This is a genomic window from Rothia nasisuis, assembly GCF_928381405.1.
In the GTDB taxonomy this organism is placed as follows: Bacteria; Actinomycetota; Actinomycetes; order Actinomycetales; family Micrococcaceae; genus Rothia; species Rothia nasisuis.
In genome coordinates this window covers 116,995-143,261 of the sequence record NZ_CAKMSB010000004.1, presented here as the reverse complement: position 1 = coordinate 143,261, position 26,267 = coordinate 116,995, and the positions used below count along the sequence as shown (strand labels likewise).

The following is a 26,267-nucleotide window of genomic DNA, read 5'->3' as shown; positions in this document are numbered from 1 at the left end:
CTTCTTCTCAGCTGACCCCAACCGCGTCATCGCCACCGGTGCTGACGGCGTCGAACGCGTCGGCCCCGTCAACGCCGCTCAAGTACCCCGCTGGGCCGGCCTTGCCACCTTCGCCCGCCTGCCCCGCCTGGACCAGGTCGAGAAAGCCGACATCGTCGTGGCAGGTATGCCCTGGGACTCCGGCGTCTCCTACCGCCCCGGCGCCCGCTTCGGCTCCAACCACGTGCGCGAGTCCTCCCGCCTGCTGCGCCCCTTCAACCCGGCTGCCAACATCTCCCCCTTCAAAGAAGCCCAGGTGGCCGACGCCGGTGACGTCATCGGCAACCCTTTCAACATCGAAGAAGCCCTTGCCATGTTCGAGGCTGGCGCCCATGAACTGACCAAGGACGGCGCCCGCCTGGTCACCATCGGCGGTGACCACACCGTCGCCCTTGCCAACCTGCGCAACCTGGCCAAGAAGCACGGCAAAATCGCCCTGCTGCACTTCGACGCCCACCTGGATACCTGGGACACCTACTTCGGCGCCGAATACACCCACGGTACCCCCTTCCGCCGCGCCTTCGAAGAAGACCTGCTCGACACCGACGCCCTCTGCCACGTGGGCACCCGCGGCCCCCTCTACGGCACCGAAGACCTTGAGGACGACGCCCGCTTCGGCTTTGGCATCGTCACCAGCGCGGACGTCTACTACCTGGGCGTGCAGAAGGTCGTTGAACTCCTGCGGCAGCGCATTGGTGATAAGCCCCTCTATATCTCCATCGACATCGACGTGCTGGACCCCGCCCACGCACCCGGCACCGGCACCCCCGAAGCGGGCGGCATTACCTCCCGCGAACTGCTGGAAATCCTGCGCGGCCTGCGCGGGCTCAACCTGGTGGGCTCCGAGGTGGTGGAAGTGTCCCCGGCCTACGACCACGCCGAACTGACCGGCATCGCTGCCGCCCACACCGTCTACGAACTCATCTCCCTACACGCCGCCGGTGTGGGTGCTGAGCCGACCTCCCCGGCGTCCGGCGTCGCTGATATTACCTACGGCGGCAAGGAGTAACCATGAGCAAGATTGCAGCCCTACTGGCCGAAGCTAATCCTGCCGAAGCCCGCATCATGCGCCACTTCGCTGACCGCGCTGCCGGGTTCCGCCCGTCCGCTGTGCGCGACGTCTTTGAGGTGGCCATGCGCCCCGGCATTATCTCCCTGGCAGGCGGCAACCCTGATCTTGACCTGCTGCCCCTCGATACTCTCGGGGCTATGAGCGCCCGCATTATCGAAGAAGAGGGCCTGGAAGTCCTGCAGTATGGCTCAGGTGCTGGCCTTGAGGCCCTGGCCGAGCTGGTTTGTGACTTCATGGAATCGGAAGGTGCCCGCCCGGCCGTCGATGACATTCAGATGACCGCGGGCTCCCAGATGGGCCTGGACCTGGCCACCAAGCTCTTCGTCAACCCCGGCGATGTAATCCTGGCGGAGGGCCCCACCTACACCGGCGCCCTGGGTGTCTTCGAGGGCTACCAGGCGGACGTCCGCCAGGTACCCCTGGACGCGGACGGCCTGGACCCCGCCGCCGTCGCTCGGGCTATTGAGGCGATTCGGGCCGAGGGTAAGCAGGTTAAGTTCCTCTACACCATCCCCAACTTCCAGAACCCCACCGGCATTTCCCTGTCGGACGAGCGCCGCGCCGAGCTGGTGCGTGTCTGCCGTGAAGCTGACGTGCTGATCGTTGAGGATAACCCCTACGGCCAGCTCTCCTTCAGCGGGGAACGCCGCCGCTCCCTCTATTCTCTGGACCCCGAGAACGTGCTCTACCTTGGCTCTTTCTCCAAGGTTTTCTCGCCCGGCGTGCGCGTGGGCTGGATGGTTGCCCCCTTCCGCGTGCGTAAGTTCCTGCAGATTGCGGGCGAGGCCGTAACCATCTGCCCGTCGGTGCTCTCGCAGCGCCTGGTGCTGGGCTTCATGAGCGAGGGCCTGTGGGAGTCCCACACCCGCGCCACCGCTGCCCTCTATGAGGCCCGTTGCAAGGCCGTGCTGGACGCCTGTCAGAAGTACATGCCTGAGGGCACCACCTGGACGGTACCCGAGGGCGGCTTCTTCACCTGGCTGACCCTGCCCGCCGGCGGCAAGTATGAGGACGCGACGGACGCCCTCGCCCCCGCAATCGAGGCCGGTGTGGTCTTTATTCCTGGCTCGGCTTTCTATGAGCCGGTGGTGGGCTCCGATGGCGTTTCGCGCAACCCCGGTGCCAACCAGCTGCGTATCGCCTTCTCAGCCATCGATCCGGACGCCCTGACCGAGGGTGTGAGGAGGCTGGCTGAGGCCATCGGGAGCGAGCGCGCGAGCTCGTAAGAGATGACCGAAGCGGGAGCGGCGAGCGTAGCGAACACCGTTGAGTCGTGCTGAAGGGCTAGTCGCATTCGCTGTGTGCAGGGTTCTTGGGTTGGGAGAGAGTGGCCCAGGAACCTGCCAAAAGATTGGAAATGTGACCTGGATTTGTCAAAAAATCGGTAGCTTTTGTACATGACCTGGTCTGCTGATGAACCCTACAATGAACTCCCACCGCTACCGCCGGTCGACTACGTGGAAACCACCCGTGTACTCAAGGCGGTTATCGAAGCGCGGGTAGCTATTGCCGGGTTGAACGAGGCCCTGGTGCCCCTGCCCAACCCGAGCATCTTCCTGCATTCTCTAGCGCTGCTTGAGGCCCAGGCAAGCTCTGAGATCGAGAACATTGTAACTACCACCGACGAACTCTTTAGGGCAGCAAGGATATCAACGGACGCCAGCGGGGCTAACCCGGGAGGCCCTGCGCTACCAAAAAGCTCTCTTCGCTGGGTTTGAAGCGATGCGGGAGCGTCAGGGGATTATCACCGCTAATATTGCCCGGGAAATCTGTAGCACCATCCGTGATATTGATACTCGGGTGAGGCATGGGGGCGGCGTGTATATCGGCAACCCTGTAACTCGCCGTCGTATTTATACCCCACCCCGGCTTCCCAGGCTCGCGCTCGCTGCCAACCCTCTCGCCTCGTGAGCGAATGTGCCACTTTTTGCCGAGAGTGCTGCTTAGAGTGGCACACTCGGCAAAAAGTGGCACATTCGGCTTTTCTACCCCTGCCGATATGAGTGCTCGTCTTTGAGAGGGCGCAGAGTAAGCCCCGCAATTTTTTCGATGTGGGTGACGATCTCGGGCCATGCGCCGTAGCCGTCCGCTGAGGCTAGATGCCCTGCGCCAGGGACGACGACCAGTTCAGCCCCCCACGCCTGAGCAAGATTCTCAAGATCTTCCTGAGAGATGTAGGGGTCGTTATCGCTCCCAATAACTAGGGCTGGGAAGGGGAGCCGCTTGTAGGGTAGGGGGCTTTGGGCTGTGATTTCAGGGGGCAGGCTACTATCGTCAACATTCGCCGGGGCTACCAAAATAGCCGCTTTCACTTTGGGCAGGTGGGGTGAAGCGGTGTGGGACCACTGTGCAATGACGTTCGCTCCGCAGCTGTGCCCAATGAGGATGAGCTCCTCGTCGAGTGTGCTCATCGCTTGCTCTAGTTCTTGGATCCAAGGCTCTCTCTCAACGTAGTCCCACTTGCTGTGTTGGACTCGTTCGAATGACTCGTATGAGGAGTGAAGATGTGTCTGCCAGTGGTCCGGCCCTGAATTGGTGTAGCCCGGGCTGAGTAAAAATTTCATGGTGTGTCTCTTTCTGAGGCTTAACTTTCACAGAGGAGGGTCAATGATCGGCCTTTCATTCTCTCTTAATCTTTCTACCGTAGGATAAAGCTGACTATTGAGGGGAAGGCGGCAGAGAACGTGGCCGCCTACCTAAAATAGCTCTTGATTCTTCTGCAGACAGGAGCGAAGCGTGAAGCCATCTGAGCTTATCGTGATGCTGACCTACAATGACTGTACCGTTGAGAACGCGGCTGAAATCTTTGAAGCGTGTGTAGGTGCTCCTGCCCGCTACTGGGGGTTTAAAGAAAAGCCCTTACCTCTTGAACAGATGCAGGCTCTCTATGCCCGTATAAGAGGGGCAGGCAAGACCACCGTTCTTGAGGTGGTGGAGTACGAAGAGGACGCCTGCCTGGCAGGAGCCCGGATGGCGGTTGCCTGTGAGTGCGACATCCTGATGGGCACCACCTATCACGATTCTGTTCTAGAGCTTTGCGCTGAGAACGACATCAAATACATGCCCTTTATTGGGGTGGTGAGTCAGCGCCCTTCCGTGCTCGAAGGAACAGCAGAGCTCATGCTTGAACAGCTTGAAAGCTACGCGCGCAAGGGCGTGTACGGGGTTGATTTGCTGGGCTACCGTCATATAGGTGACGCTGAAAAGGTGATGGCTGAAGTTCTGGCCCAGTCACCCCTACCGGTCTGCCTGGCGGGGAGCGTTGATTCCTACCAGAAACTTGATTTTATCAAGGCAAACAAGCCCTGGGCTTTTACCATCGGCAGCGCTTTCTTCGATGGAAAATTCGGGGGCAGTTTCAGTGAACAGATTGCTGCCGTGGGCAACCACCTACACGGGTCACGAGGCTAGGCCCGAATCTGGTGTGAGGGAATCAGCTCGTAGTCGTACATGACCTCTGAGCGGTTATTGAGTATGAGAGTGCGTTCCACTAGAGAGTCGTCTGCTTTAGCCCGCGTCTCCCGGTAGATGGTGGAGATTCGGTAGAACTTGCCTTCTTCCTGCGCGAAGTGGTGGTCTTCTTCAACCAGCCGGTAGTAGTTTTCAAACCCGGCCTCGCTCCTCAGCTCAGCGAAGAGGGTTTCGTTGGCAATCCAAACGCGTAGCTGGATTTTCTGGTCGGTGGTGTTGGCGAAGCGGTAGTCCAGGTTCTTGTAGGCCACGGAGGTTCCGGTGGCGAAAGGGCGCCGTTCACCCTTGTCTGGCGCTAGGGCGTCCGAATGAGTGTGGAGCTCGGTAATGGTCAGAGGGCTGTGCAGTATGAGAAGGTTGACGCTGTTGGCTAGGTTGCACAGGCCGCCGCCCAGACCGGCGTCCAGCTTTTCACTCATGATGACCCTGCCATCACGATAGCCTTTTCGTTCAGAGATTCTTCCCACCAGCCTCCAAAAGGAGTAGACCTCCCCGGGCTCCAGAATTAAACCGTCCATGGTGCGGGCGGCAATTTCAATGTTGTTGGCCTTGTTGTATTGCAAGGCCGGGTCAATGCCCGGGCCCTTTTTGATGAGGTCGGAGGAGTTTTCACTGACCAGGTTGGGCAGGTTCTCTGGTACCAGCTGCGAGGCAAAGACGTGCTCACTACGCCTGTCTTTCAGGGTGCGTTTGAGTGCCTCTTTTTCTGTTGAAATCCAGTAGCAGACGGGGTGAATCTCACAGAAAAGAATTTCCTTCTTGCCGAACCTCATGTTTCCCCTCAGATGGTGTTGTGTGCCCCTGTGACGCAGGTGCCTTGGTGCCATAATACCCAGCAATCATTAAAATCCTATGTTGTGGTGAGGGGAGCGGCTCCTCGCGCACCAAGGCTCTTAAGGTTGCCGGTTCCTGCCCGGTGATGATGTCTAGAGGCTTATTCATAGTGGCTTTCAAAAGGGCGGTAGAGTAGGCCCACATCTCCAGGTGCCCTGTGCTCCGGCTCGAATACCCCACTTCTTGCCGAATGCCCCACTCTAGTTGGCACTTTCGGCAAAAAGAGGGACGTTCGACTCAGAAAGGACATTCGGCGCAGGAACAAGCTGGGTTCAGGCGGCCCCTTTTTGGTTGGTATGAGCGGATGTTGTTGGTGGTGTGTGGTCGGTGTTTTACGCAGCTGGTGCGATATCTTGTAGCTTATTCAAAAGTAGTCAGGTGACACAGGCTCGCAGCGAAGCCGCTGGCTCCATCCAGCGCGAGCCTGGGAAGCCGGGGTGAAGGCACTTTTGAATACACCTCGCTGCTGGTACGACTGTACTGCCCTATAATCAGGAGCCGGTGAGAAACCACTAGGAAAATTACGGGGGTCTACAAGGTGCCTATCTGGCGCTGAGATGAGGCCTGCCCCGCTACAAATAAACCTATGAACTCCACTGAGTCGCGTGCTCCTCCTACCTGCTTAACCCGCTGTTCAGCTACCCGCCCCATAATGGTGTCATGCGTATCTTTGCTCACCGCGGGGCGTCCGGCACCTGCCCAGAAAATACTCTCGCCGCCTTTACCGCCGCCGCAGATGCCGGTGTGGCCTGGGTTGAAGCCGACGTTGACATAGCGGCCTGCGGCACGCCCGTCCTGCTGCACGACACCGACCTGGACCGCACCACCAACCTCACCGGCCCCCTCTACGATTACACTGCTGACCAGCTGAAACAAGCGGACGCCGGTTTCTGGTTCTCGCCCGGCACGGCAGGTGAACCCGTGCCCACCCTGGCGGCGCTCATCGACCTAGCTAATGAGCGTGGGCTCAACCTCAACATAGAACTGAAATCCAATGAGCAGGGTGCGGAGCGCTCGCGCCTACTCATCACAAAAGTTCAGGACGAGCTGGCCCGACTGAGCTCGGGGCGGCAGGTGATCGTGTCATCTTTCAACCACCTGCTGCTGGCCGAGTTTAAACGCCGGGCCCCGCAGTATGCTGTGGGTGCGCTTTTTGTAGCCGAGGCCTTTCAATCTGACTGGCGCTCCGTCCTAGAACTTATCGGGGCTCAAGCGGTTCACCTGCAAGAGCGCGGTCTGACCCGCGCCACCGTGCGCGCCCTGCGCGAGGCTGGGTACGAGGTCAACGTGTGGACGGTCAACAGCCCAGCCCGCGCTAACGAGCTGAAAAACTGGGGTGCCACCGGCATCTTCACCGATTACCCTGAGCGCTTGATACATCTCTCCTCTGCCCACGAGGTGCCAGCTTGATTCGGTTGTGGGCAGGCCACCCGCCCAAAACAGCCTAATCTGGTACCCAACCGGCAGAGGTGCCCGATTCCACTGCCGCCACGGCCCTGCGCGGGGGCGCCCGCGCCCGTTGACTTGATAGGCTTAAACTCCATGGTGAACAAAATTGGTTTTGACCGTGAGAAATACATCGAGATGCAGTCTCGGCATATTCAGGAGCGCCGCGAAGAAATCGGCGGCAAGCTCTACCTCGAAATGGGCGGCAAGCTCTTTGACGATATGCACGCCTCCCGCGTGCTCCCCGGCTTCACACCTGACAACAAGATTGCCATGCTGGAGCAGATTCGCGATGACGTTGAAATCCTGGTGTGCATCAACGCTAAAGACCTACAGCGCAACAAAATTCGCGCTGACCTCGGTATTACCTACGAGGACGACGTGCTCCGCCTGGTCGATGTCTTCCGCGAACGCGGTTTTCTGGTGGAGCACGTGGTGCTCACCCAGATGGAGGACGATAACGCCAGGGCCGTTGCCTTCAAGCAGCGCCTGGAACGCCTGGGCCTGAAGGTCTCCCGTCACCGCGTCATTCCCGGCTACCCCACCAACACCGACCTGATTGTGAGCGAAGAGGGCCTAGGCCGCAACGAGTTCGCTGAAACCACTCGTGACCTGGTGGTTGTGACCGCCCCCGGCCCCGGCTCCGGCAAGCTAGCGACCGCCCTCTCACAGGTCTACCACGAGAACAAGCGGGGGGTGAAGGCAGGCTACGCCAAGTTCGAGACCTTCCCCATCTGGAACCTGCCTCTAGAGCACCCCGTCAATCTGGCCTACGAGGCCGCCACCGTTGACCTGGACGACGCCAACGTCATCGACCACTTCCACCTGACCGCCTACGGCGAGTCCACGGTCAACTACAACCGCGACGTTGAGGCCTTCCCCCTGCTCAAGGTGCTACTGCAGAAGATGACCGGCACCACCCCCTACCAGTCACCCACCGACATGGGCGTGAACATGGCCGGTAACTGCATCACCGATGATGCCGCCTGCCGTTACGCCTCTGAGCAGGAGATTATCCGCCGCTACTTCAAGGCACTGGTGGACGAGGCCCGCGGCGGCCTGGACTCCACCCAGTCAGACCGTGCCGCCGTGGTCATGACCAAGGCCGGCATTAAAGAGACCGACCGCCCCGTGGTCACCCCCGCCCGCCTGCGCGAGGAAACCACCGGAGCACCCGGCGCGGCCATTGAGATGCCAGACGGCACCATCGTCACCGGCAAGACCACCGGCCTGCTGGGCTGCTCTGCCGTTGCCCTGCTGAATGCCCTCAAACACCTGGCCGGGCTCGACGATGATAAGCATCTGCTTTCTGACGAGGCCCTTGAGCCCATTCAGCGGCTGAAGACCCTGCACCTGGGTAGCCAGAACCCCCGCCTACACACCGACGAGGTGCTGATTGCGCTCTCCACCTCTGCAGCTCATGATGAGGCCGCCCGAACCGCCCTTGACCAGATCAAGAACCTGCGCGGGGCTGACGTGCACACCACCACCATTCTGGGCTCGGTCGATGAGCGTATCTTCCGATCCCTGGGCATGCTGGTGACCTCTGACCCCAAGTTCCAGAAGAAGACGCTCTACCAGAAGCGTTAGTTTTTCTCTGGTGCACCTGGATACTTTCGCCCTTCAAGAGAGGGGTCTCTCGCGTAGCGGGCCTAGCGCACCAGCACCGCCTGCTTGAAGTCGGGGGAGGGGGAACAGGTAACCGCGTACTTGGTGGCCGAGAGCTCATCAATCTTGACCACATAGTTCTGGGTCTCAAAGTAGGGAGGAACGCCGCCATACTCCTCAACGGCACCAGGCCCGGCGTTATAGCCCGCCAGCACAATATCCTGCAGGGGCGTTTCGTCGGTGGCGTAGGGCGCTAGCCGCTCCGCCAGGTAGGCCAAGTAACGGCCCTGGGCAGCGATAGAATCTTCGGGACTGTCGATATCACCCTCGCCCCAAATATCCCAGGTTTCCTGAGTGAACTGGGCCAGGCCGTGCGCGCCCGCGTGGGATTCGGCACCGGTAACCCACCCCGATTCGGTTTCGAGCTGGGCAGCCAGTACCCCGGCGCGAAAACCTGATGCATCAGCGGCAGCCTGGATATCGTCGTGCAACTCCGGGGGCGCATAGGCCAGGTCGGTCTGCCCACAGTAATCCTCATAGGTGGCAGAAAGCCCCACCACACCGGCCGTCAGCAACCCCGCCGATGCCACAATCTGCCAGTGCGCAATCAGCCCCGCGCCAATGCGCAGAGCGAGGTTCGGCTTGGTGCGTTCGCTGTTCATTATTACCAGGGTACTTGAAAAGCGAGGATTTCAGCAGGTCACCGCCTCACACGCACGTCAGCGTGATGCACTCAACCCGCACACGGGCGCCCAGATGGGTAGCTACGGGCTCACCCGAATCTGCCCGCGGGCACCGCGCTCGGCGGCACCAAAGTCATGGTTGACGAAGGTGTAGGTGCCAGCCTCCTCAAAGGTCATCTCCACAAACCCTCCCTGAGCGGTGGAAAGATCAAGGGCCTGGGCACCGCCACCCGCCTGCCCGAAGGCATCGGCACCGTCGCGCAACAGATAGCCGCCCTCCTTGTAGACCGTATCGAACTGGCTACCGACCACATGGAAGCTCAGCTGACCGCCAGGCCCTGCGTTGAGCACCCAGATGCGCACGCGCTCGCCCACGCGGGCAGTGAGCGGGTCGCGCAGGTACTGGGTGGCGTGGCCGTTAAAGAGGGTGAGAGTGGGCGCGGTGGCCTGGTTAGCCGCCACTACATCGGCGAGGACGCTGCCGCCTGACTCACTTGCCACAGGGCCGGTAGCCACCGAGCCAGGCCCTTCGGAAGTAGCGCCCGGGGCAGTGGTGAGCGCAATTTCTGACTGCACCAGCAGGTATTCCCGGTCTACCTCGGGTAGTCCGGGCGGGTCAATGATGACCGCACCGAACATGCCGGCCCCCAGGTGGGTGCTCATGGGCATGGTGGAGCAGTGATAGAGCCAGATGCCCGACCGCACGGCTTCAAAACGATAGGTGAGGGACTCACCCGGGGCGATAGTGCGCATGACCCCGTCGGGTGAGACTGCTCCGGCGTGAAAGTCCACCGAGTGCCCCATGCTCCCCTTATTGACGAGTGTAATTTCAAAGATATCGCCTACCTTGCCATGCAGGGTGGGGCCCATGTAGGAACCGTTGAAGGTCCAGGCGTTGAGCCGCACCCCGGGGGCAATCTCTCGGGGCAGCTCCTGCACATCCAGAATCTGCCGGTGGACGGTAAGGCCATCCACGTTCTCTCCCTCGGGTACGGGGGTGAGGGCGGCATCGCGGGTCTGGTAGTCTGCCGAGACCTCTCCCTGCAGGTCAAGATCGGAGGGAGCCAGCAGGCCGCTGGCGCTCACCGCGCCGGTATTACCGGTGTGGCCCGCGTGGGCTGAGCCGGTGGCACCGCTCCCGGACGTCTGCGCGCCGGTTGCGGTCACGGTGAAGGTCATGCCCATGGCCTGGTGGCCAACTACCGAGCACCAGCCGCTCAGGTTCTCGGTGATGACCCCGGCGTCCACGGTGGCGCTCTCACCCGGATTGATGCGCCCGGTGGAGGTGCCGTTGGAGAAGGTCAGGTCGTGGGCGTTCTTGGTGTCGGTGTTGGTGACCTCGATGATGAGGCGATGACCCACCGGGACCTCAACGGTATCGGGGGTGAAGCGCATATCGGCGGTAGCCTCCACCGTCAGGGTAGTGGTCTGCCCGCTTGCGGAGGTGGTGGTGCCGGGTGCCGTCAGCCGGGCCCTTGCCGCCGGGTCGGCAGCCAGCCCCAGCCCCAGCATCAGTGCAATGGCCAGGGCGCCTATCAGGGCGTTTTTGAGGTGGGGAACAGGCGTGGGGTTTACGGCCTCGGGGTCGGGTGAGGGGGTCTCACCGCGGGCCCGGGCCTGAATCATGGCCTTGCGCACCGCCACCGACTTTTTTACACCGCGCAACATGAGTGGGATAAAGGCAAAGAGGGTGAAAACTCCGACTAGGGAGGCCAGGGTGCGAATCAGCGACCCGGTCACGGCCACCGGTAGCACAAAGATTAACAGAGACAGGTTCACCATGACGATGCGCCCGGCCGCAAAGCGGTTGAACTCGCGGTTGGCCTCGCGTACGGCCTTGGGGCCCCCGCCCATGCGGGCAGGCAATAGGTAGCTCATGGCCCCCAGCAGAACCTGCACCAGAAAACCGACCACAAGTACGGGGGTGACCGGGCGTAAGGTCAGGCTATTGAAATCACTGGTTGCTACCAGATAGGCGGCCCAGAGCACCCCCGTCAGTAACCAAATCATGCCGGATGCCACCGAGAGAGTCGGGTAGTCCGCAGGCTTCTTGGCCTGGGTGGTTCGCACCATGAGAACCCCCACCAGTACTAGGGCTACGGCGTAGAGAAGCAGGCCGGTGGTAGCCAGCCAGGTCAGCCCGGTCAGGGCCCCTGCGGTGGTGATGCCCAGCCCCGCGCCCATACCCGCCAGGGCCTGCACCGAGCGGGTGACGGCGTCCGGAACCATCACCGTGCGGAGCATGGTGGGCCAGAGGGTCAGCAGGGTGCCGACCACCGTGATGCCTACAAAGCCCAGGACGTTTACGGCCTCATGGGCTAGGAGCAGGCGGCCATACCAGAGGGCAGGGAGAGCGTCATAGGCCAGCAGGGCACCGAAGGTCGCCCCCACCGGTAGCAGCCAGGCAGCGGCAACGTAGTAGCGGATGGTGACGCCAAACCGGGCGGGCAGGGCGGCCCGCATCTGCTGTAACAGGGCCAGGCCGTGCCAGGCCACCACAGCGCCCACGCCCGTTGACCCAATCAGGGTCAGCGGAAAGAGATTGAAGACCACGCCAACCATCAGCAAAATCATGGAGACGTTGAGGCTGTAGATGCGTACCAGCTGGACGGGCCGCGCTGAGTCGGGCAGCCTGTGCTTGAGCAGGGCCTCGGTAAAGTGCTGCGACCAAATCAGAATTGAGTTAGTAATCAGGCCCAGGGTCACCATGTGCACCATCAGCCAGAGGGACTGGGGGATCCAGCGGTGGGTCATGAGCACGATGAAGAGCGCAAACATCCAGAAGGAGACCGGCTTGGAGGCCTTACGGTGCCAGCTTGCCCGGCCGGTAGCGATGTCGCGGGCCTGCTTGCTGCTCACGGCTTGCCCGGGCGCGTCCGCGGGGCGGGCCCCCAGGGTGAGCTGCTCTCGGTAGACGGAGCGGGGCGCGGCGTCCTTATCTGACATCATCACTCCAAATATTGTATTTGATATACCAATTATAGTCAGCTGTGCCCTCAGCTAAAACACCCAACGCATCAAACATCTACCCCGTAATAAACACGGGCGAACAGTCCAAGGGTCTAGGCGGCGCTGCCCACTACACTAGAGTCCATGACCCTTGCCATTACCATCACCATCATTGCCGCCCTGCTCATTGCCCTTGGTTGCATTGGCATTGTTTACCCAATCCTGCCAGGCTCCTTCGCCCTACTGGGCGGAGTACTCCTCTGGGGCCTGACCTTGCGCGGCCCCGAGGGCTGGTGGCTACTCGGCCTGGGCCTGCCCATCATGATCGCAGGTATGGCTGCCCAGGCCGTCCTGACTGGGCGCACCCTCAAACGGCGGGCCATCCCCAACAGATCGATCCTCTGGGGTGTCGTTGGTGCCGTCATTGGCATGTTCGTGATTCCCGTGGTTGGGCTCTTTGTGGGCTTCGCGGTCGCCCTGCTCATCAGTGAAACCGTGCGTAACCAGGGAGATTTCGCCGCGTCCATCGGCAGTACCCTGGCCGCCCTCAAATCAATGGGCATCGGTATGCTCCTCGAACTGGCAGCCGCCCTGACCACCGGCACCATCTTCACAATCTGCGCTATCACCTACTTTGTGACGGCCTAGCGCACACGACCAGGTAGCACGGTAGACTGGTCTCCCGTGAAAACACTGCCTGCTTCTCTGATTCTTGCCGCCACTGCCATCGTCCAGGCCCTCGGTATCTACCGCTACGCCAACGATGCCATGGCTCTCTCTGGTCAAATCTTCTTTCCTGTGCTCTTTGCGCTCATGGCCATCTATATCACCTGGCGCAACAAGCAGAACCCCGGGGCTTTCTCACTGGCTCACATCGTCATTCTGGCGCTGGCCGTGGTCGCTCTGGGCGCTACCGTGGCCGGGTGGAACGCCAGCCTCTATTACTTCTACCCCTCCTACTACGTTTTTTACGCTGCGCTCGGGCTACTCGTGCTAGAGCTGGCCCTGCGCATTGCCGCCCTGCCCAAGAAGGCCGCGCAGGAACGTCCCGCCAAACGCCTACCCGGCCGCGCCAAAGCCAAGCGCAGCACCAAGCTGGTAGCCGTCCGCAAGACCACAGAACAGGACGCTTCTGCCCCCGCCCAGCAGGCAGACGGTGACGAGGCATCTGCACCCGAAACCACCGACAAGTAACCCGGAGAGAGCCTCTTTAGCCCTGCTATCTTGGTGGGGGAGGGTGGGCCGTGTGTAGGGTAGAGGTATGAGTACCCCTAACCAGCCCACCCCCTGGCAGATGCAGCAGAGCCAGCACCACCCCGCACCCTACACCTACCCGCCGGAACAGACCGGTCAAGTACCAGCGCCCTACCCGGCCCCACAGGTGCCCGTGCAGGTGCCCCCGCCGGGCTGGCGGCCCGGATACGTAGCGCAGACCCAGGAGCTCGGCTATCACCGCCTGGCCCTGGCCGACCCCAAGAACCGCTGGTTCACGCCCCTGCTTGAAGCGCTCATCGGTGTGCCTATCTACCTGGTCATTTCGGTAGTGCTGAGTGTGGCCCTGCTGGTGCCCTCTCTGATGCGTTCCCTCAATGAGCAGGCAGCCTCGGGGCAGCTCACAATCGATGCCACAGCCACCGCAAACGAGGTAGCTGCGCAACTCCAGGCCGCAGCCCTTGAGGACCCTCTCATCTTTGTGCTCTTCTTCGGCTCGGTGGCGCTGATGTTCCCCTGCCTGTGGTTGGCCCGCCTGATTGTGGGGCCCAAGCCCTGGGGCTTGGTGCACTCGGTAGCCGGACGTATGCGCTGGGGCTGGCTGGGAATCTGCACTCTAATCGCTACCCTGATGTTCGTTGCCGTGCCGCTCATCATGGGAGCCCTGGCCGGGGAGCCGTTCTTTACCTCGGGTGCTACCGCTTCAGGCTGGACCCTAGCGACTCTGCTGGTCTTGGTGGTGCTGCTTGTGCCCTTTCAGGCCTACGCCGAGGAACTGGTTTTTCGTGGCTACCTCATGCAGACCCTCGGCCGCTGGCTACGGAACCCGGTCTGGGCGATTGTTCTGCCTGCACCGCTTTTCATGCTGGGTCACATGTACGATCTATGGGCTCAGCTTTCCATTCTCTTTATGGGTATCGCCGCTGGCTTTGTCACCTGGCGCACCGGTGGGCTGGAGGCCGCTATCGCTCTGCACGTGGTTAACAACCTGCTGGCTATGGGCCTTGGTATTTTTGGTGCCGCTGACCCCTTCGCAGCTCAGGGCTCTACCCCAGCCATGCTGGTCTCGTCGATTGTGACGCAGGGGCTCTACGTGCTGGTGGTCGTCCTTGTAGCCAACCGCCGCCGCCTGGCCCGCACCCGTATGGCCCAGGTGTGGGTGAAGCAACGGTAAAATGTGCCCTATGACTCCTTCACCAGCACAGGCCGTAGCTGACCTCGACCCCCGAACCAACATCGATGACCTAGCCGCCTTTGTGACGGCGTCCCCAACCTCCTACCACGCGGCCGCTGAGGCCGCCCGCCGCCTGCGTGCAACCGGTTTCACCGAGCTCAAGGAGCAGGACGCCTGGGGCGCCTCGCCTACAACCGGCAAGCATTATGTGGTGCGAGATGGTGCCATCATTGCATGGGTGGGCACCGATGCCCATGAAAGCTACCGGGTGCTGGGCGCTCACACCGATTCACCCGGATTCAAGGTCAAGCCCAAGCCGTCAGTGCGTACCCTCACCTGGAACCAGGTGGGCGTGGAGGTCTACGGTGGGCCCCTGCTGAACTCCTGGCTGGATCGTGAACTGCGCCTGGCTGGTCGTCTGACCGTGCTCATTGACGGGCAGCTTCAAACCCGCCTGGTAGCTACCGGGCCAGTCGCCCGCATCCCGCAGCTGGCTATCCACCTGGACCGCGCTGCTAACGAGGGGCTTAAACTTGATAAGCAGGGTAACCTCTACCCCGTCTGGGGCTTCGGCGATTCTGCCGGTGATGTGTTGGCCTACCTGGCCGAAGGCGCCGAGGGTGGCGCCGTTGACCCCGAAACCATCGTGGGCTACGACCTGCTCTTTGCCGACGCTCAGCCACCCCGCGTCTTTGGCGAGAAGGAGGAGCTCTTTGCCTCTGCCCGCCTTGACAATCTGAGCTCCGTGCACGCGGGTCTGACCGCCCTGATTCGCTACGCCGAATCGGGTGCTGGCTCTGCTCAGACCGCTATGCTGGCAGCCTTCGATCACGAGGAAATCGGGTCTGAGACCCGTTCTGGCGCGGCGGGCCCCTTCTTGGAGGACGTCCTGGTTCGTCTCGCGGACGCACGTGGCGACTCCCCGGCGGACTACCGCCGGTCGGTGGCTGAGTCTATCTGCCTTTCGTCAGATGCCGGGCACCTGGCCCACCCCAACTACGCCGGCCACCACGACCCCGCTGTGCGCCCCGAACCCGGCGGTGGCCCCCTGCTGAAAATTAACGCCAACCAGCGCTACGCCACAGACGCTCTTGGGGCAGGAATCTTCGCCCAGGCCTGCGCCCTTGCAGAGGTGCCCTACCAGGAGTTTGTCTCCAACAACAAGGTGCCCTGCGGCTCCACTATCGGCCCTATCACCGCCACCCGGCTTGGCATGCGCACCGTTGATGTGGGTGTTGGCCTGCTCTCCATGCACTCAGCTCGTGAGCTGACCACGGTTGCTGACATGGCCCACCTGACCCGCGCAATCGAGGGGTTCTACCGGATTTAGGGAGCTTATCGGGCCCCTGCCTTACCTGAGGGCCTGCGCCAAAAAGCGCAGGTGGGCCGGCGTGGGCTTAGTGGTCTTCTCGGCGTAGTCCGGGTGTTTCTCGAGCCACTTCTTGATGTAAGGGCAGACGACGACCGGCTGGTAACCCGCCGCAAGCGCCTGCTCCAGAGCGTCCTTGACCAGCATGGAGGCTAACCCCTGCCCGCCGAACTCATCCTTGATGACCGTGTGTGGGAAGATGCGCTGCTGCGTACCGCCCTCTGCGTAGTCGAAGAACTGGGTGAAACCTGCGGGGGCGCTAGAGCCGTCCACGAAGATTTCGTAGGCGCCGTAGCCGCCGTCGTTACGTTCCTTAATCACCGGGGTTTCGAGCGGTGCTACCACAGCATTTTCCTTTCAACGTAAAGTATCTGTGTTGGGTTTAACGCACGAGTCGGGTTTCTATTCCCAGCCTGCTGCCCCACTGCGACTCTACTGCGACCCTACTGCGGGCAGAATAGGGCGCGGACGCTGCCGGGCTAGGCCGGGTGTTGCGACATGATGGAGATGCGGTTGGCGGCGTTCATGGTGATAGCCAGCCACTGCACAGCTGAGTACTGATCGTCGGTGAGCACGCCGCGGGCGTAGGTTTGGGCGAAGCTGCGGTCTTCTGCGCAGGGGAGCTGGGTGACGGTTTCGGCCAGAAAGAGGGCAGCCTTTTCGGTCAGGCTGTATTCGCTGCTTTCCTCCCAGGCGCTCACCAGGGCACGGCGAGTATCGGATACCCCGGCCTTGATAGCGCGCTTAGTATGCACTTTCAGGCAGTAGGCGCAGCCGTTAATCTGCGAGACGCGCAGGCAGACCAGTTCAATGAGCTGGTCATCGAGTCCCGCAGTGCGGGCAGAGTCACCGGCCTGCTTGCTCAGGGCACCAAAGGCAGCCCAGGCTGCCGGGTCAGACTTATCGAGATAGAACTCCTGGTGGGTTTCAGACATGCCACCAGCTTACCTCTACCGAGCGTGTACGGCGTGGGCCAGTAGCGGGTGAACTACGTGTACCAGGAATCGAAAACCGTGACGGGGGTGGTGCGCTTATGGCGGGTGCGCAGGAACTTGCCCTCGATGTTTTCGGCCGCAGTCTCATCTATCTGGCGGCCCTCCAGGTAGTCGTCAATCTGGTCGTAGGTAATACCGAGCATCTCTAGGAGATATGAAAGTATAGAGGCTTATTCATCAGGCCTTTCTTGAGGTGCCCCCAGGCTCGCACTCGATGGAGCCCAGCGGCTTCGCCTACTTTCTCATCAGCCTTTCTTTCCTCGTGCGCTCGGAAGCTGCCGACTCCATCTGAGCCAGCAGCTCTTCGCTGCGAGCCTGGGTCGCCTGATTATTTTTGAATAAGCCTCTATGCTTAAAAATTTGAAATTAATCATAATCTCGAATAGTAAAAATAGGTTCATTTTATGGTGGGCGGAGGGTATATTTCGGGTGTGTGAGGAACTGTGAGAGCAAAGCCGACGTTTATGACCGAAACTGCCCCTGTCGCTATATCCTCAGCCGTATAGCTGACAAGTGGACCGCACTCGTCATTGGGTGCCTCCAGAGTGGCCCAAAACGCTTTTCTGAGCTTCGCCGTAGCGTTGACGGCGTTACCCAAAAGATGCTCACACAAACTCTTCGTTCCCTGGAGCGTGATGGTATCGTGCGTCGAACCGTTTTCCCTACCGTCCCTGTAACTGTTCAGTACGAGATAACGGACTTAGGCAAAACCTTGATAGAGCCACTAGAAGTCCTTCGTAGCTGGTCTGAAAGCCATAAGAGCGAAGTCATCGCAGCACAACAGGCTTATGATGACTCTCTAGAAGCTAAAGGATAGTGCTGGTAAGCGGTCCAGCAACAACTGGGGCTTGCTCAAAAATAGTCAGTAACCCGGCCCCGCAATGAGTGCTAACCCGGGTTACTGAGAAAAGAATCTATAGGTTCTTAGAAGGAAACTACGATCTTGCCAATTGTCCTTGAAGATTCAATTTTTTGATGAGCTACGCGAAAGGTTTCTGTGCTGAGCCCGCGCAGATATTCGGTTGCTGTTCCTTTCAATACCTCACCGTCAACCATCTGCGCCACTTCTGTCAGGAGCTCCGACTGGTAGCTCATATCAGGAGTCTCAAACATTGACCGAGTAAACATAAATTCTGGGGTTACAGTAATAGATTTAGCCTTAAAGGCTCCTATGTTAAAGGCTTCGGGGTCATCAATCAGGACGAGATGACTTTGTGGGTTCATCGCATTGGCCAGTTCCTCCTCAGCACCGGCTGTAAATGCTGAGAACACAAAATCCGCCCCGCCCAGCTCTTGAACCTGCGAACTTAAGCCCTGAGTATGGTCAACTACATGGTCTGCCCCCAGGCTCCTGCACCACTCTGTTGATTCTGGGCGTGAGGCTGAGGCAATCACGGTCAGTGAAGTCTTAGCCTTGGCCAGCTGGATAATCATTGACCCAACACCTCCAGCGCCACCAACCACCAGAAGATTACCGGTTGAGTCAGCTCCGAGGTTCATATGGTCAAACAGGGTTTCCCAAGCGGTGATAGATGTAAGGGGGAGCGCTGCTGCATCTGCATAATTCATTGACGAGGGTTTCTTGGCAACAATACGATAATCAACCGTCTGATATTCAGCGTTGCTACCCTGTCGGGTCAAGTCACCAGCGTAGAACACGTCGTCGCCCACTGAGAAGCCCTGCACGTCTTCGCCAACAGCTTCGACCCGGCCGGCAGCATCCCACCCAAGAATTTTTGGGGTATCTTGATGGCCTGCCCCCGCCCTGACTTTTGCGTCAACGGGGTTGACCGAGACAGCATGTACTTTGACCAGCAAGTCTTTCGAAGTCACGGTTGGAAGGGGCGCGGTAGTTTCAATAAGTGCCTCATCCACATCAATCGGAAAAGACTCTGTCATAGCTATGATTTTCATGTTGTTATTCATGAAAAAAGGATAAGGGCAGGTATATAGGTACTTTCAAGGGGGGTAAGTTACCGCAAGGGAACCACCCCTCGTCTCTACCTACTACTTGTACCAGGAATCGAAAACCGTGACGGGGGTGGTGCGCTTGTGGCGGGTGCGCAGGAACTTGCCCTCGATGTTTCCGGTCGCAGTCTCATCTATCTGGCGGCCCTCCAGGTAGTCGTCAATCTGGTCGTAGGTAATACCGAGCTCGTCCTCGTCAGTGCGGCCCGGCTTGCCATCCAGCAGGTCAGCGGTGGGTTCCTTCTCCCAGAGCCTCTTTTCAGCACCCAGTACCTTGAGCAGGGCGCGGTTCTGCCGCTTGTTGAGACCAAAGAGGGGCATGACGTCCGCCGCGCCGTCGCCGAACTTGGTGAAAAAGCCGGTCACGGCCTCAGCCCCGTGGTCGGTACCCACCACCAGCAGGTTCTTTTCACCGGCCAGGGCGTACTGGGCAATCATGCGGGCGCGGGCCTTGACGTTGCCCTTATTGAAGTCGGAGATATTGCGGCCGGTGGCCTCGGCAAAAGCAGACTCGAAGCCGCCCACAGCGGCGGCGATGTTATAGGTGACGGTCTGCTGCGGCATGATGAAACGCAAAGCTGCCTGGGCGTCGTCCTCGTCAGCCTGAACCTTGTAGGGCAGACGCACGGCAAGAAACTCAGCCTGGATACCCTCTAACTCAAGCTCTTCAACAGCCAGCTGGCACAGGCGCCCGGCCAGGGTGGAATCAACCCCGCCTGAGATGCCCAGCACGAAACCGCGAGTGCCAGTGGCTTTGAGGTAGTCGACTAAGAACTGCACGCGCTTGCGCACCTCTTCTGCCGGGTCAATGGTGGGTTTAACACCGAGTTCTTTAATGATGTGAGCCTGTAGTTCGCGCATACCCCTATGGTACCCTTCGGCGCGTTAGAGGCTCTAGCCCGGGAAGGTCTGCGGCGGGGCGCTCAAACACGGCGTATGTTGTGAGAAATAAATGTGTGGTTATAAGGGCCGGTGCGTTCACCTTTGCAGGTACATCTGGTTAGAGTGGTATATGGAAACCTAACCTGCTGTGAGAGGACGCGCACCCACCATGAGCGAACAGAACCAGAACCCCTACGGCCACTATGGTCGGTCCGATCAGAACCAGCCCGGCGCTACCCAGCAGCCCGACCAAGGGCAATCTGCCCAAGGTCAGCCTACCCAAGGCCAGCCGGACGCCGGAGATTCGCAGGGTGCAGGTGCCCGCCCGGGCTCCTGGGGTGCAGGCACCTCCTCCGAGGGGAACGCCAATCACCAGGGGAACAGCCAGCAGTGGCAGAACACTGGGCACCCCTCTCACCAAGCGAGCTGGCAACAGCCGGGTACCGGGGCTGGGCCGTACGCACAACAGGCCTATGATGCCTACGGCAACCCGATTCCTTCTGATGCGAGGAGCATGGCCCTCTTCGCCCACCTTTCGGGCCTGTTAGGGCTGGTGCTGACGGCATCTTTTGCAAACTTTATCGGCCCCTTCATTTTCTGGTTAATCTACAAGGACAAGCCCGGTTATGGCTTCGTGCGGGTTGCAGCGGCCGGTGCCTTCAACTTCTCATTTACCATGTGGCTGGTTAACGTGGTGACTTGGATAATAACCTTCGCGACCTTCGGCATCGCGGCGATATTTACCTGGATTATTCTGCTGGCTGTGTGGGTGGCCCTAATCGTCATCCACATCATCGCCGCCGTCAAAGCCAACAGTGGTGAGGTCTTCAACTACCCCTTGGCGATGAAGGTGCTCAAGTAGAGCCGTTCCTGGCCGGTGGCCTGTCTTACCGAATCTTTCACCGTCCGTGCTGTATCAAGCGGCCGGTGAAAGATTCGGTAATTCCTTAATGGGGGGGTAAGGACGCCGCATTCAGTCCCCCTGCCCCGCTCGGGTGGATTCGGTCAGCTCAGTGATGAGTGCAACCAGTTGGGGGTGCATGCAGAGGGTAAGGTTTGAGAGAGTGAAGGGGCTCGTCAAGCGGCCCCCGAGGGCCTCCTCGGCCCGGGCGAGACGGTAGCGCACTGTATTGGGGTGAATAAATAACCGGTTGGCTGTTTCAGGCACATTTTGGTTGCAGGCTAGAAACATGAGCACCGTCTCGTACACCCCTGCACGATGGAGAGCCTCAAGAGTAACCTGCGACCTCTCAGCCAGTTTAGATTCGTTGACCTGCGATAGCACCCAGCTGGTGAGGTCAACCCGATCAAGAAAAACCGGGGGAACTTCGGCACAGGCCCCGGCCCGGTGCGCCAACCCCTTGGCAATATGAAGGGCTGTCTCTGCTTCACGGTACCTGCGGTGTACCCCCGCCAGCCCGGTGAAGGGCTCGCTCAACCCCACCAGAAAGTGATCATTCATGTCCGCGATCCAGCTCTCAGCCAGGTCAGAGTCGGGAACGATTGCTGCCGCTGATTCAGGGGTATCGCTCCCGGCCATTTGAGCGCGTATCAGCAGGGGCAGCTTACTGCCCTGGGCTCGTTGACTGAGTAGGGAAAGCTGACTATCGGTGATATTTTCACCGGAAAAGTTAGCGATGTCGAGGACGCGAATTCGTTCATAGGGTGTAAACCAGAACTTTTCCATCACTGCCCAGTAGCTGTGTTCCTGGCCAGGCTGAATACCGGTCAGAAGCTGAAGAAGTATGCGCTCTCGATCCCGCCGGTTTTCCTGGAGGGCCTCAAAGCTTATCCCGTAGACAGCACTTAAGAGTTTTTCGGCCGTATCAAGCATGGGAACAGCAACAGCTTCCAGTTTTGATGAGCTGTGTGAGGCTAGGGCGATGAGGTGCATGCCGCCGTGCAGAGAGACCCTGCGGGCTATCATGTGCCACCTGCCGATTTCTGCCCTGACCGTACGGTCTCGGGTTCCGTCCCTTTGCACTTCCTGCCAGATAAGCCGTGAAGGAGCCGTGCCAGCGGAGGCAATGAGCCGGGCATCGGAACGGTACATGAAAGCAGCCCCGCCACACAGGCTGCTCATGCGCTGAGCCAGGCTGGTGAGGGGCTTGTGGCTAGCCAGCGCTTCAAGGAGCTGGTTGGTGATGTGCAGACGTTGCTGGAGGGAATGCGAGGAGTTGTTGGTGTCGTGAGGGGTGGTCATGGGCGTCCTTTCACAGGTGCGGCGGTAGTGTGCCCTACCTCCCAGCATAAAGTTGCCCAGGTCACTAAATGCAGTAAAAACTCCAAACAAATCCCTCTAACTTTGTAAATTTCCCATAGGAGATGCCGGTTGGGCGTGCATACACTGAGACCTACCTAACAGGCCCAATCTCTGGAGGAAACCCCATGACCCGAACACGAGTAGCCGTCGATGTTGGCGGCACCTTCACCGATGTCTGCATCTTCGACGACGATACCCAGACCATGCGCGTCACCAAGGTGCCATCCACCCCTCACGACCCCATGATCGCTGTGATGAACGGGGTAGAACGCGGCGAAATCAACCTCAACGAAGTGGTCCAGTTCTCCCACGGCACCACCGTAGCGACCAACGCCCTCATCACCCGCAACTTCGCCACCGGCGCCATGGTGACTACCCGTGGCTTCCGCGACGTCCTTGAAATCCGCGACGGCACAAAGGACGACCTCTGGGACGCCTACAACGACGTCACCGGCCCCTACATTCGCCGCCGTGACCGCTTTGAAGTGACCGAACGCATCGACTTTGACGGCAACACGGTCACGCCCCTCGATGAAAGCGAAGCTCGTGCCCTAGCTCAGCTCCTTAAAAAGCGGGGGGTCAAAACTGTGGCCGTGTGCTTCCTCAATTCCTACGCCAATCCCGCCCACGAACTACGCATGCGCGCAATCCTTGAAGAGGAACTGGAAGACGCAACAATCTCAACCTCAGCCGAAATCCTCCCCGAAATCTTCGAGTACCCGCGTTTCAACACCACCGTGGCGAACGCGGTTCTGGCCCCCCTCGTATCTGGCTACGTGAACCGTCTCGATAGCGAGCTCAAGGACGGCGGCTACCGGGGAGACCTGCTTCTGCTACACTCCGGCGGCGGCTCCATGACCCCTCGCATGGTTGAAAAGTTCCCTGTTCGCCTGGCCGCATCAGGTATCGCTGCGGGCGCTATCTCAGCCAAGCATATCGCCCAGCAGTGCGGTTATAGCCATGCCGTGAGTCTTGATATGGGCGGCACATCTACAGACATCGCTCTTGTTGCCGACGGCGAACTGCGCGTCTCGGAACAGTGGGAAGTAGAGTACGGGCACCCCATCACCTTCCCCTCCATCGAAGTTCTCACCATCGGCGCTGGGGGCGGTTCACTGGCCCACATCGACATCGCGGGCTCCCTGCGCAACGGCCCCCAGTCCGCTGGCGCAGACCCCGGCCCGGCCTGCTACAACACCGGCGGGCAGGATCCCACGAACACCGATGCCAACCTTGTGCTCGGACGCCTGGGAACCTCGCTAGCCGGCGGCGTTAAGCAACTTCGCACAGACCTAGCCGAAGAAGCCATCAACCGGGTTGTGGGTGAACCCCTTGCCATGGGAACAGAAGAAGCAGCAGAGGCGATTGTTTCAGTAGCGAACGCCAATATGGCAGATGCCGTCCGCCTGGTCTCCATCCGCCGCGGTTACGATCCACGAGATTTTGCCCTCCTAGCTTTCGGCGGTGCAGGAGCCCTCCACGGGGCCGACGTAGCCAGGGAACTCGGTATCCCCACCGTCATCGTTCCGCCCAACCCCGGAGTGACCAGTGCTATGGGCTGCCTCCTTGTCGATATCCAGCACGATTTCGCCCACATGTTTACCGGGCTAGTCTCGGGCGCAGACGAAAGCGCTATTGAAGAGGCCTTCACCCAGCTAGAGGCAGAGGCTACCGAGCGGCTACACCACGAGGGCGTAGCAGATGAGGACGCCGTGCTACAGCGCAAAATCTCTATGCGCTACCAGGGGCAGTGGCGCTCTTTGCAGGTCAATATTGGCTCTGGCCCCGGTGCCCTCCAAGATGCAGTGGGCACCTTTCATGAACAATACGAACGTGAATTTGCCTTCCGTCAAGAGGACGTACCAGTGGAGGTCTACCAGCTTCACCTCAAAGCCATTGGCAAGGTGCCTAAGCCCAGTTTCCGCCCCGCCGAGCTCACCCAGCAGGCACCTCCACCGGCACCTGAACAGCGCCCTGTCTACTTCTCAGGTCAGTGGCACCAGACCCCTGTATACGACCGCGACGATCTCGCCGCTGGCACCGAGTTCGCAGGCCCTGCCATCATTAACCAGCTCGATTCAACCACCGTCGTCCCTCCCTACGCCACCGCAGAAATAGACGAATGGTTCAACATCCGAATCCACATTAAGAAGGGGGCATAGCCATGACCACCGCAACCAAGCGGGACATCAACCTTGACCCGGTCACCTTTGAAGTTCTCAAGAACGCATTTGCCACCAGCGTTGATTTGATGAGCGAGCAGATTCTACGCACCTGCTACTCGTTCGTTATCTACTCCCGCGACTTCTCCTCGGCCCTCTGCGATGCCGACGGTAACACCGTCATGCAGGGCTCTGGTGATATCGCCGTGCACGTAGGAACGCTACATTTTCAGGCTAAGGCAGTCATTGAACAGTTCGGTAGTGACATCCACGAAGGTGACGTATTCGCCGTCAACGACCCCTACCGCGGTGGCACGCACTTTAACGATGTCTCCTTCATCCGCCCAATTTTTTCAGAAGACCGCCTCATAGCCTTTGCCCAAAACAAGGGCCACTGGGCAGATATCGGCGGTAAAGTACCCGGCTCCTTTGACGTTTCCGCTTCAGAGCACTTTGGTGAAGGACTACGCATCACACCGGTGCGCGTCTTCTCTCAGGGCGTCTTTCTACACGACGTTGCCCAGCTACTGGTCGCTAACACCCGAGCACCTGAACAGGCCCTCGGTGACCTACACGCCCAGTCTGAAGCTACCGCAGTCTGTGAACGCGAGCTCCACCGCCTGGTCGCAAAATACGGCACTGACACCGTTGTTACCGCCATGCAAGAAACCCAGGACTACGTTGAGCGCACAGTCCGCCGCCGTCTGGTTGACCTGCCCAAGGGGACCTGGCAGACCGTGGACTACCTTGACCTAGACCCCGGTAAGCCGGAAGGGCTCGTCCCCATCAACATCAAGCTCACCCTTGACGGCCAGGGAATCCACTATGACCTTGAAGGTAGCGCCGACGCGGTGGAGACCTTTCTCAACTCCGGTTACGGCACCACCTTCTCAGCTATCTACGCTGGCACTAAAACCTTCTTCCCCGACGTTCCGCTCAACTCTGGTTTCTACGCGGCCGTCACCGCCGAAATCGGTGAAGAAGGCACTGTGGTCAACGCTGGCTGGCCCTACGCGGTGACCGGCTTCTGCTCGGGGCCCTACGAAAAACTCATGAACGGCATCTTTGAACTCTGGTCGCAGGTGATGCCAGAACGCGCCATGGCCTGCGCCTTTAACCTGGAGTACCTCCTTGTGGGCGGGCGGGATGCCCGCTTTGACTCCAAGCCCTACTTCATGTGGTACGACTGGATGGCCGGTGGCTGGGGCGGGCGTTCTAGCAAGGACGGCGCGAGTGCAACCGCCCCCGTCTTTGGGCCGGGCCTTGCCGTGCAGCCCTGTGAAGGGCAGGAGCGCCTGTCTCCGGTGCTGACCACCATGCATCAAATAGGTGTAGATTCTGGTGGCCCCGGCCGTTACCGCGGTGGTTGCGGTATTGAAAAGGGCGGTACGCTCACCGATGCTGAATCAACCGTGATGAGCTACTGTTGTGACCGTGCCCGGTCTATCACCTGGGGGATTGAGGGCGGGTTACCGTCGATCCCTCACGGGGTCTGGCTGAATAAGGGGTCTGAAGATGAGCGTTTCTTGGGCTCGGTTTTCTCCTCAGAACCTGTGCATTCTGGTGATACTTTCTACCGGCCCTCGGCTGGTGGCGGCGGGTTTGGCGACCCGCTGGATCGCCCGGCTGAAGATGTGCTTGAGGACGTGATTGACGGGTACGTTTCGGTTGATCGGGCAGCTGCTGACTATGGTGTGGTCATCAGTGTCATTGATGCCGAACTTGATGAGTTCAGTGTTGATGGGGCTGCCACGGCTCAGAAGCGTGAATTCATTCGGGCCCACCGTGCCGGGTGGTTGAGTGAAGACGCTGAGTCTGTAGCTGAGCGCTACCGCTCAGGCGACCTGACCATGCTTGATGTGATTCGCCGGTACGGTGTGATTCTGGATTGGGGTACCGGTGAGCTTCTTGCTGAATCAACCCGCCAGCATCGTGAGCAGATGGTCCGTAGGTCGCAGCAGGGGTGGAAGTAGGCCCTTGTAGCTAACTTTTATACTGTTGCACTCAGCTGGACTGTGATTGGCCCCTGCCCGTCTGACGGTTCAAGAAGGGTCTTAGACCTTGAGCCTAGGGCAGGGGCGTTCAGAAGGCCATCAGGCGGAAGGACGGCTGTCCCTGCGTCTTGTGTAGTTTTCCTACC

General features: G+C 60.0%; 23 protein-coding genes and 1 pseudogene. 14 read left to right on the top strand and 10 right to left on the bottom strand.

Annotated elements, in window-relative coordinates:
- Positions 1-28: 28 nt before the first annotated feature.
- From speB to L6966_RS05095, 3 genes are all read left to right on the top strand, one after another.
- Positions 29-1,048, top strand: a complete 1,020-nt coding sequence (gene speB / locus L6966_RS05105; protein WP_237224269.1) for an agmatinase — start codon at positions 29-31, stop codon at positions 1,046-1,048.
- Positions 1,049-1,050: 2 nt separating this feature from the next.
- Positions 1,051-2,337 (top strand): aminotransferase-like domain-containing protein, encoded by a 1,287-nt coding sequence (locus L6966_RS05100; protein WP_237233010.1) that lies wholly within the window; start codon positions 1,051-1,053, stop codon positions 2,335-2,337.
- 171 nt (positions 2,338-2,508) lie between these two features.
- Complete coding sequence (locus L6966_RS05095) at positions 2,509-2,829, top strand: Fic/DOC family N-terminal domain-containing protein (RefSeq protein ID WP_237233009.1); 321 nt, start codon at positions 2,509-2,511, stop codon at positions 2,827-2,829.
- 267 nt (positions 2,830-3,096) lie between these two features.
- Here L6966_RS05095 and L6966_RS05090 read toward each other — a convergent pair whose 3' ends face one another.
- The gene (locus L6966_RS05090; RefSeq protein ID WP_083092514.1) at positions 3,097-3,675 is read right to left on the bottom strand and encodes an RBBP9/YdeN family alpha/beta hydrolase; all 579 of its coding nucleotides are present in this window, start codon (positions 3,673-3,675) and stop codon (positions 3,097-3,099) included.
- Between the two features lie 172 nt (positions 3,676-3,847).
- Between L6966_RS05090 and L6966_RS05085 the strand changes: the two genes are divergently transcribed.
- Positions 3,848-4,522 carry a beta/alpha barrel domain-containing protein gene (locus L6966_RS05085; RefSeq protein ID WP_237233008.1) on the top strand — a complete coding sequence of 225 codons (675 nt, stop codon included), beginning with the start codon at positions 3,848-3,850 and terminating at the stop codon, positions 4,520-4,522.
- On the opposite strand, the gene L6966_RS05080 is transcribed toward L6966_RS05085, so the two are convergent.
- Positions 4,519-5,355, bottom strand: a complete 837-nt coding sequence (locus L6966_RS05080) for a VanW family protein (protein WP_237224180.1) — start codon at positions 5,353-5,355, stop codon at positions 4,519-4,521. The two genes, L6966_RS05085 and L6966_RS05080, sit on opposite strands and share 4 nt — an antisense overlap.
- Before the next feature lie 721 nt (positions 5,356-6,076).
- Between L6966_RS05080 and L6966_RS05075 the strand changes: the two genes are divergently transcribed.
- Both L6966_RS05075 and L6966_RS05070 read left to right on the top strand, forming a co-directional pair.
- Positions 6,077-6,826 (top strand): glycerophosphodiester phosphodiesterase family protein, encoded by a 750-nt coding sequence (locus L6966_RS05075; protein ID WP_083092520.1) that lies wholly within the window; start codon positions 6,077-6,079, stop codon positions 6,824-6,826.
- Between the two features lie 132 nt (positions 6,827-6,958).
- Positions 6,959-8,452 (top strand): DUF1846 domain-containing protein, encoded by a 1,494-nt coding sequence (locus L6966_RS05070; protein WP_083092522.1) that lies wholly within the window; start codon positions 6,959-6,961, stop codon positions 8,450-8,452.
- A 62-nt stretch (positions 8,453-8,514) separates the two neighbouring features.
- Here the strand turns inward: L6966_RS05070 and L6966_RS05065 are convergent, their stop codons facing one another.
- Positions 8,515-9,132, bottom strand: a complete 618-nt coding sequence (locus tag L6966_RS05065; protein WP_083092524.1) for a lytic transglycosylase domain-containing protein — start codon at positions 9,130-9,132, stop codon at positions 8,515-8,517.
- 102 nt (positions 9,133-9,234) lie between these two features.
- Positions 9,235-12,102, bottom strand: a complete 2,868-nt coding sequence (locus tag L6966_RS05060; protein WP_237233007.1) for a multicopper oxidase domain-containing protein — start codon at positions 12,100-12,102, stop codon at positions 9,235-9,237.
- A gap of 144 nt (positions 12,103-12,246) precedes the next feature.
- Here L6966_RS05060 and L6966_RS05055 point away from each other — a divergent pair, with 144 nt between their 5' ends.
- The 4 genes from L6966_RS05055 to L6966_RS05040 all read left to right on the top strand — a co-directional run bounded on the left by L6966_RS05055 (position 12,247) and on the right by L6966_RS05040 (position 15,818).
- A complete protein-coding gene (locus L6966_RS05055) occupies positions 12,247-12,750 on the top strand; it encodes a DUF456 domain-containing protein (RefSeq protein ID WP_237224183.1) in 504 nt (167 codons plus the stop codon).
- Positions 12,751-12,786: 36 nt separating this feature from the next.
- Positions 12,787-13,296: a hypothetical protein gene (locus L6966_RS05050; protein ID WP_237233006.1), complete on the top strand. Its 510-nt coding sequence runs from the start codon at positions 12,787-12,789 to the stop codon at positions 13,294-13,296.
- 67 nt (positions 13,297-13,363) lie between these two features.
- Positions 13,364-14,488, top strand: a complete 1,125-nt coding sequence (locus L6966_RS05045; protein ID WP_237233005.1) for a CPBP family intramembrane glutamic endopeptidase — start codon at positions 13,364-13,366, stop codon at positions 14,486-14,488.
- Positions 14,489-14,498: 10 nt separating this feature from the next.
- Positions 14,499-15,818, top strand: coding sequence for a M18 family aminopeptidase (locus tag L6966_RS05040; RefSeq protein ID WP_237233004.1), 1,320 nt, complete (start codon positions 14,499-14,501; stop codon positions 15,816-15,818).
- 21 nt (positions 15,819-15,839) lie between these two features.
- On the opposite strand, the gene L6966_RS05035 is transcribed toward L6966_RS05040, so the two are convergent.
- From L6966_RS05035 to L6966_RS05025, 3 genes and pseudogenes are all read right to left on the bottom strand, one after another.
- Positions 15,840-16,202 carry a GNAT family N-acetyltransferase gene (locus tag L6966_RS05035; RefSeq protein WP_237233003.1) on the bottom strand — a complete coding sequence of 121 codons (363 nt, stop codon included), beginning with the start codon at positions 16,200-16,202 and terminating at the stop codon, positions 15,840-15,842.
- A gap of 134 nt (positions 16,203-16,336) precedes the next feature.
- On the bottom strand, positions 16,337-16,792 hold the full coding sequence (locus L6966_RS05030) for a carboxymuconolactone decarboxylase family protein (protein WP_237233002.1): 456 nt from the start codon (positions 16,790-16,792) through the stop codon (positions 16,337-16,339).
- Between the two features lie 53 nt (positions 16,793-16,845).
- Positions 16,846-16,992 (bottom strand): annotated as a pseudogene (locus L6966_RS05025) (ammonia-dependent NAD(+) synthetase); the annotation flags it as partial.
- A gap of 293 nt (positions 16,993-17,285) precedes the next feature.
- Between L6966_RS05025 and L6966_RS05020 the strand changes: the two are divergent.
- Positions 17,286-17,669 (top strand): winged helix-turn-helix transcriptional regulator, encoded by a 384-nt coding sequence (locus L6966_RS05020; RefSeq protein ID WP_083092537.1) that lies wholly within the window; start codon positions 17,286-17,288, stop codon positions 17,667-17,669.
- A gap of 107 nt (positions 17,670-17,776) precedes the next feature.
- Here L6966_RS05020 and L6966_RS05015 read toward each other — a convergent pair whose 3' ends face one another.
- On the bottom strand, positions 17,777-18,751 hold the full coding sequence (locus L6966_RS05015; RefSeq protein ID WP_237233001.1) for a zinc-binding alcohol dehydrogenase family protein: 975 nt from the start codon (positions 18,749-18,751) through the stop codon (positions 17,777-17,779).
- Between the two features lie 108 nt (positions 18,752-18,859).
- Positions 18,860-19,681: an ammonia-dependent NAD(+) synthetase gene (gene nadE / locus L6966_RS05010; protein WP_237233000.1), complete on the bottom strand. Its 822-nt coding sequence runs from the start codon at positions 19,679-19,681 to the stop codon at positions 18,860-18,862.
- 190 nt (positions 19,682-19,871) lie between these two features.
- Between nadE and L6966_RS05005 the strand changes: the two genes are divergently transcribed.
- Positions 19,872-20,564: a DUF4870 domain-containing protein gene (locus L6966_RS05005; RefSeq protein WP_237232999.1), complete on the top strand. Its 693-nt coding sequence runs from the start codon at positions 19,872-19,874 to the stop codon at positions 20,562-20,564.
- Between the two features lie 111 nt (positions 20,565-20,675).
- Here L6966_RS05005 and L6966_RS05000 read toward each other — a convergent pair whose 3' ends face one another.
- Complete coding sequence (locus L6966_RS05000) at positions 20,676-21,905, bottom strand: PucR family transcriptional regulator (RefSeq protein ID WP_237232998.1); 1,230 nt, start codon at positions 21,903-21,905, stop codon at positions 20,676-20,678.
- Between the two features lie 185 nt (positions 21,906-22,090).
- Here L6966_RS05000 and L6966_RS04995 point away from each other — a divergent pair, with 185 nt between their 5' ends.
- Positions 22,091-24,127, top strand: coding sequence for a hydantoinase/oxoprolinase family protein (locus L6966_RS04995; RefSeq protein WP_237232997.1), 2,037 nt, complete (start codon positions 22,091-22,093; stop codon positions 24,125-24,127).
- Between the two features lie 2 nt (positions 24,128-24,129).
- Positions 24,130-26,100, top strand: a complete 1,971-nt coding sequence (locus L6966_RS04990; protein ID WP_237232996.1) for a hydantoinase B/oxoprolinase family protein — start codon at positions 24,130-24,132, stop codon at positions 26,098-26,100.
- The last annotated feature ends 167 nt before the right edge of the window (positions 26,101-26,267 follow it).

Coding starts and splice junctions, on each gene's coding strand:
- L6966_RS05000 (WP_237232998.1), bottom strand. CDS start 21,905: ATGACCACCCCTCACGACACCAACAACTCCTCGCATTCCCTCCAGCAA.
- L6966_RS04995 (WP_237232997.1), top strand. CDS start 22,091: ATGACCCGAACACGAGTAGCCGTCGATGTTGGCGGCACCTTCACCGAT.
- L6966_RS04990 (WP_237232996.1), top strand. CDS start 24,130: ATGACCACCGCAACCAAGCGGGACATCAACCTTGACCCGGTCACCTTT.
- L6966_RS05015 (WP_237233001.1), bottom strand. CDS start 18,751: ATGACAGAGTCTTTTCCGATTGATGTGGATGAGGCACTTATTGAAACT.
- nadE (WP_237233000.1), bottom strand. CDS start 19,681: ATGCGCGAACTACAGGCTCACATCATTAAAGAACTCGGTGTTAAACCC.
- L6966_RS05070 (WP_083092522.1), top strand. CDS start 6,959: ATGGTGAACAAAATTGGTTTTGACCGTGAGAAATACATCGAGATGCAG.
- L6966_RS05080 (WP_237224180.1), bottom strand. CDS start 5,355: ATGAGGTTCGGCAAGAAGGAAATTCTTTTCTGTGAGATTCACCCCGTC.
- L6966_RS05075 (WP_083092520.1), top strand. CDS start 6,077: ATGCGTATCTTTGCTCACCGCGGGGCGTCCGGCACCTGCCCAGAAAAT.
- L6966_RS05095 (WP_237233009.1), top strand. CDS start 2,509: ATGACCTGGTCTGCTGATGAACCCTACAATGAACTCCCACCGCTACCG.
- L6966_RS05055 (WP_237224183.1), top strand. CDS start 12,247: ATGACCCTTGCCATTACCATCACCATCATTGCCGCCCTGCTCATTGCC.
- L6966_RS05030 (WP_237233002.1), bottom strand. CDS start 16,792: ATGTCTGAAACCCACCAGGAGTTCTATCTCGATAAGTCTGACCCGGCA.
- L6966_RS05005 (WP_237232999.1), top strand. CDS start 19,872: ATGAGCGAACAGAACCAGAACCCCTACGGCCACTATGGTCGGTCCGAT.
- L6966_RS05065 (WP_083092524.1), bottom strand. CDS start 9,132: ATGAACAGCGAACGCACCAAGCCGAACCTCGCTCTGCGCATTGGCGCG.
- L6966_RS05100 (WP_237233010.1), top strand. CDS start 1,051: ATGAGCAAGATTGCAGCCCTACTGGCCGAAGCTAATCCTGCCGAAGCC.
- L6966_RS05045 (WP_237233005.1), top strand. CDS start 13,364: ATGAGTACCCCTAACCAGCCCACCCCCTGGCAGATGCAGCAGAGCCAG.
- L6966_RS05060 (WP_237233007.1), bottom strand. CDS start 12,102: ATGATGTCAGATAAGGACGCCGCGCCCCGCTCCGTCTACCGAGAGCAG.
- L6966_RS05040 (WP_237233004.1), top strand. CDS start 14,499: ATGACTCCTTCACCAGCACAGGCCGTAGCTGACCTCGACCCCCGAACC.
- L6966_RS05090 (WP_083092514.1), bottom strand. CDS start 3,675: ATGAAATTTTTACTCAGCCCGGGCTACACCAATTCAGGGCCGGACCAC.